Here is a 14,284-nt window from a genome sequence, read left to right as displayed (position 1 = left end):
GATGTCCGGACGACCGGGCCCCGGGGTGCGCGAGGGGGACACCCCGGGGCCCGGCGCGCTCCGCGAACGCCCCGCGCGCCGGTCAGTCGACCAGCCGGTCCAGCAGCGCGTTGGTCTCCGGCACGGACAGCCCGCCCCCCTCGGCGACGGCCTCCTCGAACACCGCGTCACCGAGCAGGCCGCGCAGGCTCGCCTCGGCCCGCTCCCGCTCCATCCGGTCGAGGTAGCCGCCCCGCGGCCCGTTCATCCCGGCGTGCGCGCCGAACAGCACCGCGGCCCGGCGGGCCCGGTCCCTATCCCCGTCGCGCCGGGCGAAGACGTCCAGCACCCCGATCACCGGCGGCAGCATCATCACCGACATCTGCTCGACGAACCCGCTCGCGGCGAGGGTCAGCGAGCGAAGCATCGCACGCCCCTGGCGGACCAGTTCGATACCGCGCTCGGGATCGCCGCCGCGGGCGGTGATCCAGCCCCGGGTGACGGTCAGCATCCCGCCGACCACGTCCGGGGCGAAGGCGCCGACCCGCGTCCAGCGCAGCGCGTCCAGCTCGGCCAGCGCCGCCTCGTAGTCGCCCCGCGCGCTCTGGATCCCGCAGAGCATCAGGTGCCCGAAGAGCAGCGCGCCGTTGGTCGACTGGTTGTCGCCCGGCTCGATCCCCGCCAGCGCCTCGCGGATCAGGCGCTCCCCCTCGTCCAGGTCGTCGTCCAGCATCGCCGAGCCCAGGTGCACCCGCAGCATCGGCACCTCCTGCGGCGCGCCCAGCTCCTCGGCCAGCTCGATCGCCCGCCGGTACGCCTCGACGGCCTGCGCCGAGCTGCCCTGGTTGGCCAGCGACTCGCCGCGCGCGGACAGCGCCTGGGACATCCCCCACAGGTCACCGGCCTGGCGGAACAGCTCCAGCGACTCCTCGCCGTCCGCGATGCTCTGCTCCGCGCCGTTCGGCCAGTCGTTCATCATCTTGGCCCGGATCTGCAGGATGAACGCCAGGTCGGTGGGGCTGCCGTGCCGCCGGCAGCCCTCCACCGCCTCGTCCAGCAGGTCCTTCATGCCGTCCAGCTGCCCGACCAGGAAGGAGCCGAAGACCCGCATCAGCCCGGGGAAGCGGTAGGCCTGCGGCAGGTCCGGGGTGTAGGCCTCGGTGACCTGCCGGGCCAGCGCGACCGCCTCCGGATCGGCCAGCACGTCCAGATTGCCCTCGAACATGCTGAGCAGCCGGCAGATGACGACCGACCGGCGGGCCTCGGCGGCCACCTCCGGCGGCATCGGCAGCGGGTGCTCCAGCACCGGCCGGTCCAGCGGCTCCCGGAGCGCGTCCGGGCCGAACGGGTCCGGGCCGATCGCCAGCACCGCCTCGTACCAGCGGCGGGACTCCTGGCTGAAACCGCGCAGCGACCAGTACCAGCTCATGCCCAGCACCAGCGCCAGCCCCTCGTCCTCGTCCCGGCGGACGACGGCACGGCGCAGCGCGGCCCGGACGTTGTCGTGCTCCCGCTCCAGCACCGCCAGCCAGTGCAGCTGCGCCGGGCCGTGCACGTTCCGGTCGGCGCCGCGGACCAGCTCGCGGAAGTGCGCGACGTGCCGGCCCTCGGTCGCCGCGCTCTCCCCCGCCTCGGCCAGCCGTTCGAGCGCGTACTCGTGGATGGTCTCCAGCATCCGGTAGCGCGGCGGGCCGTCCCCGTCCAGGTCGGCGACCAGCAGGGACTTGTCGACCAGCGAGAGGAGTAGGTCGGCGACCTCCTCGGCGGGCACCTCGGCGCCGTCCGAGCAGACCGCCTCGGCCGCCTCCATCGTCCAGCCGCCGGCGAACACCGCCAGCCGGCGCAGCACCGCGCGCTCCTGCTTGCCGAGCAGGTCCCAGCTCCAGTCGACCACCGCGCGCAGCGTCTGCTGGCGCGGCAGCAGGGTCCGACTGCCGGCGGTGAGCAGGGCGAACCGGCCGTCCAGCCGGTCGGCGATCTGCCGGGCCGTCATCACCCGCAGCCGGGCGGCGGCCAGTTCGATGGCGAGCGGCAGGCCGTCCAGCCGGTGGCAGATCTCGGCGCAGGCCTCCGGGTCGCTGCGCGGGTCGAAGCCGGGGCGGGCGGCGGCGGCCCGCTCGGCCAGCAGCCGCAGCGCCACCGGGTCGGGCAGCGGTTCCACCGGCAGCACCGTCTCCCCCGGCACGCCCAGCGGCTCGCGGCTGGTGGCCAGCACGGTCAGGCCGGGGCACTCGGTGAGCAGGCTGTCGGCGAGGTCGGCGGCGGACTGGATCAGGTGCTCGCAGTTGTCCAGGACCAGCAGCATCCGGCGGCGTCCGCAGTGCTCGATCAGCCGGCGCACCGGGTCGTCGTTACGGGGCTCGATCACCTCGACGACCATGCTGCCGCCGGTGTGCAGCACGGTCTCGCGCAGGCCGAGCGCCGAGACCACCGCGCCGGGTACCGCGTCCGGGCGCTCCACCGGGGCCAGCTCGGCCAGCCAGACGCCGTCCGGCCAGTGGCCGGCGCCCTGCTCCAGACGGCCGGCCTCGACCGACAGCCGGGTCTTGCCGGAGCCGCCGGGGCCGGTCAGGGTGACCAGCCGGCTGGTGGCGAGCACCGAGCGCAGGGCGGTGAGGTCGTTCTCGCGGCCGACGAAGCTGGTGAGCCGGCCGCGCAGGTTGCCCGCGGCGCGGGGCGCCGGGGCCGGGGCCTGGGCCTGGGCGGGCGCCGGGGCGGGTGGGGTCCCGGCGGGCGTCCCGGCGGGGGTTTCGGCAGGGATCTCGGCAGGGGTGAGCAGTTCGGCGTAGAGGGTCCGGAGCGGACGGCCCGGGTCGACGCCCAGCTCGTCCGCGAGGGCGCGCCGGGTGCGCTCGTAGTGGCGCAGCGCCTCCGCCGTCCGGCCGCTCTCGTGCAGCGCCCGCACCATCAGGTACTGCAGCGGCTCGTCCAGCGGCTGCCCCTCGCACAGCTCGGCGAGCTCGGCCACCAGGTCGGCGGCCCGGCCGAGGCCGAGGTCGGCGGTGATCCGGTGCCGCAGGACCTCCTCGCGCTGCGCCTCCAGCCGGGTGGCCGGTCCGCTGCGGTCCGGCAGGTCCGCCAGCGCCGGACCGCGCCAGAGCGCGAGCGCGGCCCGCAGCCGCTCGGCGGCCGCGGCGTGGTCGCCGCTCTCCAGCGCCCGGCGGCCCTCGCCGGCCAGCCGCTGGAACTCGGCGAGGTCGGTCACCGGGTCGGTCAGCCAGTACCCGGCCGGGCCGGAGCCCACCCGGTCGCGGCCGATGGTGCGGCGCAGCCGGCCGACCAGGGTCTGCAGCGCCGCGGAGGAGTCCTGCGGCGGCTCGGCGTCCCACACCTCGTCGGCCAGCAGGTCGGCCGGCACCGGCCGCCCCTGCCGCAGGGCCAGCGCGGCGAGCAGGGCGCGCAGCCGGGCGCCGCCGAGCGGGACCGGGGTTCCGTCGTCGTGGTGGGCCGTGGTGGTGCCGAGGATGCCGTAGTGCACCGAACCATTCTGGTGGATCGGCGCGGCGGACCACGCACATTTGTCCAGTCCTGCACCCCGTCCACACCGGGGCGCGGAACCCGGCGGCGGGTGCCGTGCGTTCACCCGGGACGGCTTGTCCGGGGCCGCGACCGCCCGGCATGATCGACCACTGACCGTCCACCCTCCCGGCCCCAACCGTCTTCGGAGCACCCACACCATGACCTTCGCCGCAACGCAGCGCTCACGCAGCGAGGACCGCCGGATCAGTCCGGTGTTCTGGGCGCTGCTCGCGATCCTCGTCACCTCCGCCGTGGCGGTCTACCAGGGGTACGGCAACGCCAGGTTCGGGGTCTTCCTGTTCGTGGTGGCCGGCTGGATGGTCTCGCTCTGCCTGCACGAGTACGCGCACGCGCGGACCGCGCTGCACGGCGGCGACATCAGCGTCGGCGCCAAGGGCTACCTGACCCTCAACCCGTTCAAGTACGCCAACGCGCTGCTCAGCTTCGTCCTGCCGATCGTCTTCGTGCTGCTCGGCGGCATCGGCCTGCCCGGCGGCGCGGTCTGGATCGAGCGGAACCGGGTGCAGGGACGGCTCAAGCACAGCCTGATCTCGGCCGCCGGCCCGCTGGTGAACCTGCTCGCCGCCGTGCTGCTGCTGATCCCGGTCGGCGCGGGCTGGCTGGACGACCCGGCGGTGCACGCGGTGTGGAACGGCTACGAGCTGAACGTCTCGCCGTTCGCGCTGGCGCTGGGCTTCCTCGGCATGCTGCAGCTGAGCGCGACCCTGCTCAACCTGCTGCCGGTGCCCGGCCTGGACGGCTACGGCATCGTCGAGCCCTGGCTGTCGTACAAGACCCGGCGGGCGATCGAGCCGTTCGCGCCGTACGGCATGCTGGCCGTCTTCGCGCTGCTCTGGCAGCCGGAGGTGAACCACTGGTTCTTCGAGGCCGTGTACGGCGTGATGGAACTGCTGGGCGTCGACCGCGCCTACCCGCAGGTGGGCCACGAGCTGTTCACGTTCTGGAAGGACTGACCGGCGGGGTCGGGCCCGCTCGGCGGGTCAGGCCCGCTCGGCCGGTCAGGCCCGCTCGGCCGGTCAGGCCCGCTCGGCCGGTCAGGCCTGCTCGGCGGCCGCCCGGGCGAGCTTCTCGCGGCGCACGTTCATCCACAGCACGTTGCTGGCGATGCCCGCCATCGGGAGCCAGATGAGGCCGATCCACCAGCCCTGGACCACCGAGACCACGGCGGCGGCGAGCGCGAGAACGGCGACGATCGAGGCGAGGACGGACGTGCGGGGCATGGCGGCAGACTCCTGGGGCCGGTGAACGGACGGCCCCCATTGTCGCCGACCTCACCTCCGGACCGGGTCCAGGGGTGAGGCCGGCGAGCCGGTGGCCGGCGTCGTCGCTCCGGACGCCGGTGGTCGGACGCCGGTGGTCGGACGCCGCCGGTCAGACGTCGGTGATCCGCAGGCCCGCGTGGGCCTTGTAGCGGCGGTTGACCGAGATGAGGTTCGCCACCAGCGACTCCACCTGGTGCGCGTTGCGCAGCCGGCCCGCGAAGACGCCGCGCATGCCGGGGATCCGCCCCGCCAGCGCCTGCACGATGTCGGTGGCGGCCCGCTCCTCGCCGAGCACCATCACATCGGTCTCGATCCGCTCGATCGACTCGTCCTGGAGCAGCACCGCCGACAGGTGGTGGAAGGCGGCGGTCACCCGGGAGTCCGGCAGCAGGGCGGCGGCCTGCTGGGCGGCGCTGCCCTCCTCCGGGACGAGCGCGAAGGCGCCCTGCTTGTCGAAGCCGAGCGGGTTGACGCAGTCCACCACGATCTTGCCGGCCAGCTCCTCGCGGAGCGCGGTGAGCGTGGCGGCGTGGCCGTCCCACGGCACCGCGACGATCACGATGTCACTCTCCCGGGCGGTGGTGGCGTTGTCTGCGCCGCGCACGCCGAGGCCGATCGCCTCCGCCGAGGCCTGCGCGCGGGCCGCGTCGCGCGAGCCGATGATCACCTGCTGGCCGGCCCCGGCCAGCCGCAGGGCCAGCCCCCGCCCCTGGTCGCCGGTGCCGCCGAGGACGCCGACCACGAGCTGCGAGACGTCCGGCAGCTCGTGGGCCGGGTTTGTCGCTGAATCGAGGGAAGTCATGGGCCGATCCTGCCAAACCCCCGGCCCCCCGCGTCATCCTGTCCGCCATGGACGCGGTGAGAGTTTCGGCACTACGGGAGCGGCTGGCCGGGACGGGCTGGCTGGAGGCCGTCGGCGGCTTCGCCGGTGACCTGCGGCGGGCGGTCTCCAGGCGCGGGGCGGAGGGGCTGCTGCTGGTCGGCACCGAGGCGTACGAGCCCTGGCACCTGGCCGCCCACCTGCACGACGAGGCCGCCTGGTCGGACGTGCCCCGGCTGGCCCCGACCCTGCTGCGGCACCAGGTCCCGCCGCAGGCCCCGGCCCACCTGGCGCACGGGCTGCGCCGGCTGACCGAGGCCGGGCGCGGGGCGACGGTCCTGGTGATCGCCCCGGCGGCGGCCGACGGGACGCTGCTGGAGCGGGTGCAGGACGCCCGCCGGCACGGCGCGACGGTGCTGGCGGTGGACGGCGCCGGGCCCGCCGGGCCCGCCGCCGCCGGCCTCGCCGATCTGGCCGATCTGGCGCACCGGCGGCTCGCGGTGGGCACGGCCGAGGAGGAGCCGTTCGACCTGGCCCAGCACCTGGTCAGCCTCGCCGCCGGGCAGCGGCCCGCGCGGTGCGCCGCTCTGCAGCGGCTGGCGGCGCTGGCCGGGCGGCTCACGGCGGGGCCGACGGTCAGCCGCTGGTAGGTGCTGCCGATGGGCGCCGCCGGGCTGCCGGTGGGCCGGCGGCGGGCGAAAATCCGTTGCGGCCCGGCCGGGCACCCGCGCAGGATGGTCGCTCGTGAAGGACGCCGACCAACCCCCGACCGGTCCGGCGGGCTCCCTGCTGCGCGCGGTCCGCCCCGACCTCTCGCCCTGGCGCTCGTCCCGGGACTTCCGCCTGCTCTGGCTCTCCGGCTGCGTCACCAGCTTCGGCAGCTTCCTCACCTATGTCGCCGTACCGCTGCAGATCAAGGAGCTGACCGGCTCCTCCTTCGCGGTCGGCCTGGTCGGCGCCTTCGAGCTGGTCCCGCTGATCGTCTTCGGCCTCTGGGGCGGCGCCCTCGCCGACGCCCTGGACCGCCGCCGCCTGGTGCTGTTCAGCGAGGCCGGTCTCGGCCTGCTCAGCGTGCTGCTGCTGGTCAACGCGCTGCTGCCGACCCCCGTCCTGTGGCCGGTCTACGCGGTGGCCGCGCTGGTCGCCGCCGCCGACGGCCTGCAGCGCCCGTCGCTGGACGCGCTCACCCCGCGGGTCGTCCGGCACGACCAGCTGGCCGCCGCCTTCGCCCTCAACTCCCTCTACCGCAACGTCGGTTCGGTGGCCGGTCCGACGCTGGCGGGCGTCGTGGTGACGTTCGCCGGGGTGCAGACCGCGTACGCGCTGGACGTCGTGACCTTCGGCGCCTCGGTGCTACTGCTCGCCCGGATCCGCGCCGTCCCACCGCCGACCGACGCCGAGAAGCCGTCGGTGCGGGCGGTGCTCACCGGAATCCGGTACGCGTGGAGCCGCAAGGACCTGCTGGGCACCTACGCGATCGACCTGTGCGCCATGCTGTTCGCCTTCCCGGTGGCGATCTTCCCCTTCCTGGCCGCCGAGCTGCACTCCGAGTGGGCGCTCGGCCCGATGTACGCGGCCTCGGCGGTCGGCGCCCTGCTCGTCGCGGCCACCAGCGGCTGGACCTCCCGGGTCCACCGGCACGGCCGGCTGCTGCTGGCCGCCGCGCTCGGCTGGGGCGTGGCGATCGCGCTGGCGGGCCTGTCCGGCTCGGTCTGGCTGGTGCTGCTCTGCCTGATGCTGGCCGGCGGCGCCGACCAGATCAGCGGCATCGCCCGCTCCACGCTGTGGAACCAGTCGATCCCGGACGAGGTGCGCGGCCGGATGGCCGGGGTCGAACTGCTCAGCTACTCGGTGGGGCCGCAGCTCGGCCAGGTCCGGGCGGGCGGCATGGCCGGGCTGGTCGGCGTCCGGTCCTCGGTGTGGATCGGCGGCGTCGCCTGCGTGGTGGGCGTCCTGGCGCTGGCCACCGCGCTGCCCCGGCTGCTCTCCTACGACGACCGCACCGACCCGCACGCGGCCGCCGTCCGCGCCCAGCACGAGAAGGCGGCGGCGGAGCGCGAGGCGGCCGAGCGGGAGGCGGCGGGCGCGTCCTGAGCCGCCAACCGCCCCCGGCTACTCCTCGGGCGTGTCCTCGGAGCGGTCGTTCCAGCGCGGGTCGTTGTTCCACTCCCGGTTGCGCAGCTCCGCGGTCTCCAGCGCGTGCGACGCCTCCTCCCGGGTGGCGTACGGCCCGAGACGGTCCTTCGCGGGGCACTCCGGCCCTTCCTCGACCTTGCCGTGCTTGATGCAGTAGAACCACTCGCCGGGCCGGCCGGTCGGCTTGCTGCGGCTGAATCCCAGGGGCATGGTGTTGGTCACCTCCGTGTCGGCGGGCGCGGCTCGCGTTCCCGGTGCGGCGTCGCGTCGTCCCGATCATTCCCCGCCGGGGCACCGTCCGCACACCCGGCATCGGCCACGGTGCCCGGCCACGGCCCGCCGGTCGCGCCAACTAGACTCGCCGCCATGGCACTCGTACCCGGCATCCAGTCCCCCACCCGCAAGGTCCCGGCGCACATCGCGCGCCCCGAGTACGTCGGCAAGCCCGCCCCGGCGGCGTACACCGGGCCCGAGGTGCAGACCGCCGAGACGATCGAGAAGATGCGGATCGCCGGCGGGATCGCCGCCCGGGCGATGGCCGAGGCGGCCAAGCTGATCGCGCCCGGCGTCACCACCGACGCGCTGGACGCGGTCGCCCACGAGTACATGTGCGACCACGGCGCCTACCCGTCCGACCTCGGCTACCGGGGCTTCCCCAAGTCGGTCTGCACCTCGATCAACGAGGTCATCTGCCACGGCATCCCGGACTCGACCGTCCTCCAGGACGGCGACATCGTCAACATCGACGCCACTGCGTTCATCCACGGGGTGCACGGCGACCTCAACGCCACCTACCTGGTCGGCGACGTGGACGACGAGTCCCGGCTGCTGGTCGAGCGGACCCGGGAGTCGCTCGACCGGGCGATCAAGGCGGTCAAGCCCGGCCGCCGGATCAACGTCATCGGCCGCGTCATCGAGTCCTACGCCAAGCGCTTCGGCTACGGCGTGGTGCGGGACTTCACCGGACACGGCATCAACACGTCGTTCCACTCCGGCCTGATCATCCCGCACTACGACAGCGAGCGGGCCACCGAGGTGATCAAGCCCGGGATGACGTTCACCATCGAGCCGATGCTCACCCTGGGCACCTACGACTACGAGATCTGGCCGGACGGCTGGACCGTCGTCACCAAGGACCGCAAGCGCACCGCCCAGTTCGAGCACACCCTGGTCGTCACGGCGGACGGCGCGGAGGTCCTCACCCTGCCGTAGCAGGCGAGCGGGCGAGTCCCCCGCCCCGGGCCCTGCCCGGGAGGCGGGCGGGCGAGCCCCGGCGGGCGCCTAGCCGATCAGCCACTGCTCCTCGGCGACGGCGCCCACCTCGGTGCAGGCGTCGGTCAGCACGTCCAGCACCCGCAGCGGGTCCGGCAGCGGCTGGTCGGGCCCGCGCAGCCACCGCACCTCGGAGCCGTCCGGCAGCGCGGCCGGCGGCAGCAGGGTGTACGAGCCGCGGCAGTGCCAGCGCAGGCCGGGGTGCTCGGACATGGTGTCCGGCGTGGAGTCCAGGGCACTGGGCCACCACTCGTCCTCGTCCACCGGGGTGCCCCTGGTGGCGGTGAAGAACAGGTAGCGGTCCTCGCCGACCGCGGCCACCGGGCCCTCGACGCCGAGCGCGGTCAGCCGCTCCAGGGCGAGGCGCCCGGCCTCGGCCGGCACGTCCAGCACGTCGTGGACGCGGCCGGTGGCGGTGATGAAGTTGGCCTGCGGGTCGCGGGAGAGCCAGCGGGCCAGCTGCTCGGGATCGGTGGTGGCCTGGGTCTGCCAGGCGAAGGAGACCGGGTGCTGGGCGGGGGCCGGACAGGCGACCCGGTCACAGGAACAGCGGTACCCGGCCGGATGGGCGGCGGGGGCGAGCGGGAACCCGGCCCGGACCGCACCGAGCAGCTGGTCCAGTCTCGCCGCGGGGCTGTCGGCGACCGCCGGCCGGCCCCGCTCACGGTCACGCTTCTGCCACCAGGCCGTCCACCTGCCGCCGGATTCCATCGGGCCCCTTCCGCGCATTGCCGTGCCTGGTGTGACACAGCGTTCGACGTACCACTCCGACGCAACGCACGGCGCCCCCCGCTGCTTCCCCGGGTGGTGCTCGGCCCTGCAGTCCCGCGCCCTGCCGGCCGGAGCCGGAGTAGCCGGACGGCCGACGCCGGGGTCACGGTACGGAGTCACTGCGGCACGACGGCTGCGGCTCGGCGGCCCGGCGGGCACGGTGAGGTGCGCCTCGCCCGGCCCGTACGGGCCCGCTGACCCGGGTGGACCCCGAGGGCGTAACAGGAAGGATAAGGGTGCGCGGGCCCTCCGGATGACCGGGGGCGGTGCCTCTCCGGTCACACTCCCGGCACCCGGCCCCCACACCGCCTCCGCCGCGCACCACCACTGCTGCACACCGGCGCCGCCGAGCCCCGGCGCGGGGGTGAGACCCTGGTGGGGTGAAGAGCGCGGACACCGAATTCGTCGGCGGCCCCCTGGACGGCCGGATCCTCCCCATCCCGCTGGGGCCGATGTACGGCGTGCCCAGGAAATACACCGTGCCGGTCCCCTCGCACGGGGACACCCCGGCGCGCACACTGGTGTACGTCCGGGCCAAGCAGCAGCGGGGCGCCCGCTGGTACTGGCGCTACGAGTACGACGAGGCGGCCACCGTCCGCGCTTCCGGGTGACGGCCGCCTCCCCCCGTGGGAGGACGGCGATGGCGAGAACCGCACGGCACCCCAGGACCCGGCCCCAGGCCGTGGCGCACCACAACCGGCAGGTGGCCGCGGTCACGGCCGGCCTGCTGGTCGTGGTCAGCGTCTACAGCGCGGTGCTCGGCTCCAACGGCTGGCTCTGGTTCGGCTGGACGGTGCTGCTGCTCTCGTGCGTGGCACTGTTCCTCGTCCACCCCTGAGCAGCGGCACGGCCACCTGCCTGTCGGCCGCCCTCCGTCCATGACGGTCAGGCGTCCTCGGCCAGGATCAGGTACAGCTTCTTGCGGGCCTCGTTGAGCACCTCCAGGCCCTTGGCGCGCTGCGCCTCGCTGCCCGTCGTCATGACCTGGCGGACGGCGTGCTCCACGGCGCCGAGCGCCTGGCCGACCTCCTGGACCGCGGCCCAGTCGATCTCCTGGCCCGCCTCGGCCCACGGCTCGTCCGGCCCGGCGTCGGCCTCGGACCGGCCCGCCTCGGTGAGCGAGACCAGCCGCTTGCCACCGGACTCCTCCGCCGTGACCAGGCCCTCCTCCTCCAGCAGTTGGAGGGTCGGGTAGACCGAACCGGGGCTCGGCCGCCACGCCCCACCGGACCGCTCGGCGATCTCGGAGATCATCTCGTAGCCGTGCATCGGCCGTTCCTTGAGCAGCGCCAGCAGCGAGGCACGCACGTCCCCGCGCCGGGCCCGCCCGCCGCGCCGGCCGCCCCGGACCCACGGCGGCCCGCCGAAACCGCCCCGGGCCCACGGCGGACCCGGCCGTCCGCCCGGCCCACCGCCGAACGGCGGCCCGAAGGGGCCGAACGCCCCCCGGCCCTCGTCGTACTCACCGGGCATCCCGGCGAACTCCGGCCCCGGGCGGCAGCCGCCGGGACCTCCTTCTCCACGGAATCGTCCTGGGCGCATCGCACCCACCTCCCGTTCGGGCCGCTCCGCCGCGACCCAATAGTCGATGATCAGACGATCGTTCAGAACAGTCGAGTAACTGTCCCGATAACTCGACGATATATCGGTGACTGTCGACCGTCAACGGATTCCGATACGCCCTCCACCGCTTCCCGGCCACCGGCCGCTACGGTGCGGGGCATGGCCGGAGAACGAGACCTCGCGAAACTGCTGCGCGACCTGCGCCCGCTGCTCAACCCGGGGCGGTACGTCTACTGCACGCTGCCCACCAAGGTGCCCGCCGGACTGCGGCCGGTGGCCACGGTCGCCGAACCCGAGGGGGTGACGGTGGTGGTCGCCCAGGAGGAGGCCGACGCGCTCGGCCTGCGCTACGAGTACGTCGCCGCATGGATCACCCTGCGGATCCACTCGGCGCTGGAGGCCGTCGGCCTGACCGCCGCCGTCGCCACCCGGCTGGCCGAGGAGGGGATCAGCTGCAACGTGGTGGCCGGCTTCCACCACGACCACCTCTTCGTCGCCGCCGACGACGCCGACCGGGCCATCCGCACCCTGGAGGCCCTCTCCGCGCACGCCGCCGGCCCCGCCCCCACCGCCTGACCGGCTCGGACCCGCCGGGTGGCCGCCCCGCGCGGCGCCTCGGAGACTGGAGGGACCGGGCACCCCCGCCCGGCCCCTCCCCTCCGCCCGGAAGGAAGTGCGCCGCCATGGCCATCTGCGTCACCTGCGGCAACGACTACTGGCTCGCCTTCGAGATCAAGACGGTCACCGGCGACACCTACACCTTCGACAGCTTCGAGTGCGCGATGGAGAAGCTCGCCCCGCGCTGCGAGCACTGCAACGTCCGCATCGTCGGCCACGGCGTCGAGGTCGCCGGCATGTTCTTCTGCTGCGCCAACTGCGCCCGCGTCAACGGCGGCCTGGGCTCCCAGGTCCGCGACGCCGTCGGCACCCACCCGGGCTGATCCCGCCCCGCGGCCGCCCCGGAACGACGAAACCCCCCGACCAGGTGGTCTCACCTGGTCGAAGGGGAAGGGGCGGAAGAGTCGGCCTGTACGCCGGGTCCTGTCTCCTGGGTTGCTCGCGCGGCCCAGGGAGGCGGCCATCCATCTAGGGCTGCCGTTGCCGACAGCCTCGAGCGGTCTACCCGCGGACTCGGGCGAGCAGCCCTCAAGCATCCGCGCACAGCGCCGTGAGGCGCCGATCTTGACCTTGCTCCAGGTGGGGTTTACCGAGCCGGCCGGGTCACCCCGGTCGCTGGTGGTCTCTTACACCACCGTTTCACCCTTACCCGTCGCCGAAGCGGCGGGCGGTCTGTTTTCTGTGGCACTGTCCCGCGGGTCACCCCGGGTGGGCGTTACCCACCACCCTGCTCTGTGGAGCCCGGACGTTCCTCGGCGGGTCCGAAGACCCGTCGCGACCGCCCGGCCGGCTCTTCCGCCGTAGTGGTCATGGTAGCCGCTCGGGCGGGGCCTCCCGAACCCCGGGGCGGGTGAGGGGCGGGTCGCCGCCGAGGCGGGCGGCGACCCGGGTGGCGGTGGCGGTGCCCCAATCGGAGGTGGTGACCAGGCCGAGCAGGCCGATCGCGGCGCCCAGGCCCGCGATGATGTACCAGCCCGCGTGGGTCGCCGGGGCGAAGCCGGCGGCGACCGTGCCGACCACCGACGAGGTGACCACGGTGCCGATCACCGCGACGCCGAGCGACTGGCCGACCTGTCGGCTGGTGGAGGCGACGGCCGCCGCCACGCCCGCCTGGGCGCGCGGCATGCCGGAGACGGCGGCGTTGGTGATCGGCGCGTTCACGAAGCCGAAGCCGAAGCCGAACAGCCCGTACGCCACCAGCAGCAGGCCCGGCGGGGAGTCGGCGGCCAGCCGGGTGAGCAGCAGACCGCTGGCGACCAGGCCGAGCCCGGCCAGCACCAGCGGCAGCCGCGGGCCCCGGGCGCCGACGATCCGGCCCGAGACCGGCGCGCAGACCAGCATCATCCCGGCCATCGGCAGCGTCCACAGACCGGCCTCCACCGGGCTGTAGCCGCGGACGTCCTGGAGGTAGATGGTGTTCAGGAAGAGGAAGCCGCCGAGCGAGGCGAAGGCGCAGACGGCCGTCACGGTGGCGCCGGTGAACGGCGCGCTGCGGAAGAACCGCGGGTCGACCAGCGGTTCGGCGACCCGCCGCTCCCGGATCGGGAACGCCACCAGCGCGGCGAGCGCCGCCGCCGCCAGGCCGAGGATCAGCGGGGACGTCCAGCCGTGCGCCGGGCCCTCGATGATCGCGGCGGTGCCGCAGCCGAGCAGCACCATCATCAGCAACTGCCCCACCGGGTCCAGCCGGCGGGCCCGGGGCGCGCGCGACTCGGGGACGTAACGGGCGGTCAGCAGGCAGGCCAGCAAACCGACCGGAACGTTGATCAGGAAGATCGCCGGCCACCCGGCGGCGTGCACCAGGAAGCCGCCGAGCAGCGGTCCGAGCGCCATCGAGATGCCGACCACGCCGCCCCAGACGCCGATCGCCCGGGCCCGTTCGCGCGGCTCGGTGAAGGTGTTGGTGATGATCGACATCGCCACCGGGTTGAGCATCGAGCCGCCGACCGCCTGCACCGCCCGGAACGCCACCAGCCACCCCAGGCTCGGCGCCAGGCTGCAGAGCAGCGAGCCGAGCACGAAGACCAGCAGACCGGTCTGGAACACCCGGCGGCGGCCGAAGCGGTCGGCCAGCGAGCCGAACAGCATCAGCAGCGAGGCCAGCACCAGCGTGTAGGCGTCGATGATCCACTGCAGGCCGGAGGCGGGGGCGTCCAGGTCCCGCTGGATCTGCGGGAGGGCGATGTTCACCACGGTGTTGTCGAGCCCGACGATGAACAGGCTCAGGCAGCAGATCGCCAGGACGAGCTGTCGGCGGCGCCGTCCGGGGTCGGCGGCGGGCGGACTCTGGGGGGTGGCTTCGGGCACGGCTCGATCCTCCCAC

At 74.5% G+C, this 14,284-nt stretch carries 15 protein-coding genes and 1 other RNA gene; 8 read left to right on the top strand and 8 right to left on the bottom strand.

The window, feature by feature from the left end; genetic code table 11:
- Positions 1 to 82 precede the first annotated feature (82 nt).
- Positions 83 to 3,457 carry a BTAD domain-containing putative transcriptional regulator gene (locus tag ACFZBX_RS34555; RefSeq protein WP_391537765.1) on the bottom strand — a complete coding sequence of 1,125 codons (3,375 nt, stop codon included), beginning with the start codon at positions 3,455 to 3,457 and terminating at the stop codon, positions 83 to 85.
- A gap of 199 nt (positions 3,458 to 3,656) precedes the next feature.
- Between ACFZBX_RS34555 and ACFZBX_RS34550 the strand changes: the two genes are divergently transcribed.
- Positions 3,657 to 4,472: a site-2 protease family protein gene (locus ACFZBX_RS34550; protein ID WP_391537764.1), complete on the top strand. Its 816-nt coding sequence runs from the start codon at positions 3,657 to 3,659 to the stop codon at positions 4,470 to 4,472.
- An 81-nt stretch (positions 4,473 to 4,553) separates the two neighbouring features.
- Here ACFZBX_RS34550 and ACFZBX_RS34545 read toward each other — a convergent pair whose 3' ends face one another.
- Together ACFZBX_RS34545 and npdG are read right to left on the bottom strand one after the other, a co-directional pair.
- A complete protein-coding gene (locus ACFZBX_RS34545) occupies positions 4,554 to 4,739 on the bottom strand; it encodes a hypothetical protein (RefSeq protein ID WP_391537763.1) in 186 nt (61 codons plus the stop codon).
- Positions 4,740 to 4,890: 151 nt separating this feature from the next.
- Positions 4,891 to 5,583, bottom strand: coding sequence for an NADPH-dependent F420 reductase (gene npdG / locus ACFZBX_RS34540; RefSeq protein WP_391537762.1), 693 nt, complete (start codon positions 5,581 to 5,583; stop codon positions 4,891 to 4,893).
- A 47-nt stretch (positions 5,584 to 5,630) separates the two neighbouring features.
- Between npdG and ACFZBX_RS34535 the strand changes: the two genes are divergently transcribed.
- Entirely contained in the window at positions 5,631 to 6,251 is a 621-nt protein-coding gene (locus tag ACFZBX_RS34535) for a hypothetical protein (protein ID WP_391537761.1), read from the top strand.
- A gap of 94 nt (positions 6,252 to 6,345) precedes the next feature.
- The gene (locus tag ACFZBX_RS34530) at positions 6,346 to 7,695 is read left to right on the top strand and encodes an MFS transporter (protein WP_391537760.1); all 1,350 of its coding nucleotides are present in this window, start codon (positions 6,346 to 6,348) and stop codon (positions 7,693 to 7,695) included.
- 18 nt (positions 7,696 to 7,713) lie between these two features.
- Here the strand turns inward: ACFZBX_RS34530 and ACFZBX_RS34525 are convergent, their stop codons facing one another.
- Positions 7,714 to 7,947: a hypothetical protein gene (locus ACFZBX_RS34525; protein WP_391537759.1), complete on the bottom strand. Its 234-nt coding sequence runs from the start codon at positions 7,945 to 7,947 to the stop codon at positions 7,714 to 7,716.
- Between the two features lie 156 nt (positions 7,948 to 8,103).
- Here ACFZBX_RS34525 and map point away from each other — a divergent pair, with 156 nt between their 5' ends.
- Positions 8,104 to 8,949, top strand: coding sequence for a type I methionyl aminopeptidase (gene map / locus ACFZBX_RS34520; RefSeq protein ID WP_391537758.1), 846 nt, complete (start codon positions 8,104 to 8,106; stop codon positions 8,947 to 8,949).
- A gap of 69 nt (positions 8,950 to 9,018) precedes the next feature.
- Here map and ACFZBX_RS34515 read toward each other — a convergent pair whose 3' ends face one another.
- Positions 9,019 to 9,720 carry a bifunctional DNA primase/polymerase gene (locus tag ACFZBX_RS34515; RefSeq protein WP_391537757.1) on the bottom strand — a complete coding sequence of 234 codons (702 nt, stop codon included), beginning with the start codon at positions 9,718 to 9,720 and terminating at the stop codon, positions 9,019 to 9,021.
- A 440-nt stretch (positions 9,721 to 10,160) separates the two neighbouring features.
- Between ACFZBX_RS34515 and ACFZBX_RS34510 the strand changes: the two genes are divergently transcribed.
- Together ACFZBX_RS34510 and ACFZBX_RS34505 are read left to right on the top strand one after the other, a co-directional pair.
- Complete coding sequence (locus tag ACFZBX_RS34510) at positions 10,161 to 10,391, top strand: hypothetical protein (protein ID WP_391537756.1); 231 nt, start codon at positions 10,161 to 10,163, stop codon at positions 10,389 to 10,391.
- A gap of 29 nt (positions 10,392 to 10,420) precedes the next feature.
- Positions 10,421 to 10,618 (top strand): hypothetical protein, encoded by a 198-nt coding sequence (locus ACFZBX_RS34505; RefSeq protein ID WP_391537755.1) that lies wholly within the window; start codon positions 10,421 to 10,423, stop codon positions 10,616 to 10,618.
- Positions 10,619 to 10,665: 47 nt separating this feature from the next.
- Here the strand turns inward: ACFZBX_RS34505 and ACFZBX_RS34500 are convergent, their stop codons facing one another.
- Positions 10,666 to 11,253 (bottom strand): PadR family transcriptional regulator, encoded by a 588-nt coding sequence (locus ACFZBX_RS34500; RefSeq protein ID WP_391537754.1) that lies wholly within the window; start codon positions 11,251 to 11,253, stop codon positions 10,666 to 10,668.
- A gap of 249 nt (positions 11,254 to 11,502) precedes the next feature.
- Here ACFZBX_RS34500 and ACFZBX_RS34495 point away from each other — a divergent pair, with 249 nt between their 5' ends.
- Entirely contained in the window at positions 11,503 to 11,919 is a 417-nt protein-coding gene (locus ACFZBX_RS34495) for an ACT domain-containing protein (RefSeq protein WP_391537753.1), read from the top strand.
- Between the two features lie 107 nt (positions 11,920 to 12,026).
- Positions 12,027 to 12,284, top strand: coding sequence for a Prokaryotic metallothionein (locus ACFZBX_RS34490; protein WP_391537752.1), 258 nt, complete (start codon positions 12,027 to 12,029; stop codon positions 12,282 to 12,284).
- 73 nt (positions 12,285 to 12,357) lie between these two features.
- On the opposite strand, the gene rnpB is transcribed toward ACFZBX_RS34490, so the two are convergent.
- Positions 12,358 to 12,755, bottom strand: an RNA gene (rnpB, locus tag ACFZBX_RS34485) — RNase P RNA component class A.
- Positions 12,756 to 12,768: 13 nt separating this feature from the next.
- Positions 12,769 to 14,268 (bottom strand): MFS transporter, encoded by a 1,500-nt coding sequence (locus ACFZBX_RS34480; RefSeq protein WP_391537751.1) that lies wholly within the window; start codon positions 14,266 to 14,268, stop codon positions 12,769 to 12,771.
- Positions 14,269 to 14,284: the final 16 nt, after the last annotated feature.

The sequence above is a fragment of the Kitasatospora sp. NPDC008115 genome (assembly GCF_042957205.1).
Taxonomy (GTDB): Bacteria; Actinomycetota; Actinomycetes; order Streptomycetales; family Streptomycetaceae; genus Kitasatospora.
The sequence above is the reverse complement of the archived record's forward strand: the minus strand, read 5'-3'. Positions and strand labels throughout refer to the sequence as shown.

Coding starts and splice junctions, on each gene's coding strand:
- ACFZBX_RS34550 (WP_391537764.1), top strand. CDS start 3,657: ATGACCTTCGCCGCAACGCAGCGCTCACGCAGCGAGGACCGCCGGATC.
- ACFZBX_RS34545 (WP_391537763.1), bottom strand. CDS start 4,739: ATGCCCCGCACGTCCGTCCTCGCCTCGATCGTCGCCGTTCTCGCGCTC.
- npdG (WP_391537762.1), bottom strand. CDS start 5,583: ATGACTTCCCTCGATTCAGCGACAAACCCGGCCCACGAGCTGCCGGAC.
- ACFZBX_RS34535 (WP_391537761.1), top strand. CDS start 5,631: ATGGACGCGGTGAGAGTTTCGGCACTACGGGAGCGGCTGGCCGGGACG.
- ACFZBX_RS34525 (WP_391537759.1), bottom strand. CDS start 7,947: ATGCCCCTGGGATTCAGCCGCAGCAAGCCGACCGGCCGGCCCGGCGAG.
- map (WP_391537758.1), top strand. CDS start 8,104: ATGGCACTCGTACCCGGCATCCAGTCCCCCACCCGCAAGGTCCCGGCG.
- ACFZBX_RS34515 (WP_391537757.1), bottom strand. CDS start 9,720: ATGGAATCCGGCGGCAGGTGGACGGCCTGGTGGCAGAAGCGTGACCGT.
- ACFZBX_RS34505 (WP_391537755.1), top strand. CDS start 10,421: ATGGCGAGAACCGCACGGCACCCCAGGACCCGGCCCCAGGCCGTGGCG.
- ACFZBX_RS34500 (WP_391537754.1), bottom strand. CDS start 11,253: ATGCCCGGTGAGTACGACGAGGGCCGGGGGGCGTTCGGCCCCTTCGGG.
- ACFZBX_RS34495 (WP_391537753.1), top strand. CDS start 11,503: ATGGCCGGAGAACGAGACCTCGCGAAACTGCTGCGCGACCTGCGCCCG.
- ACFZBX_RS34490 (WP_391537752.1), top strand. CDS start 12,027: ATGGCCATCTGCGTCACCTGCGGCAACGACTACTGGCTCGCCTTCGAG.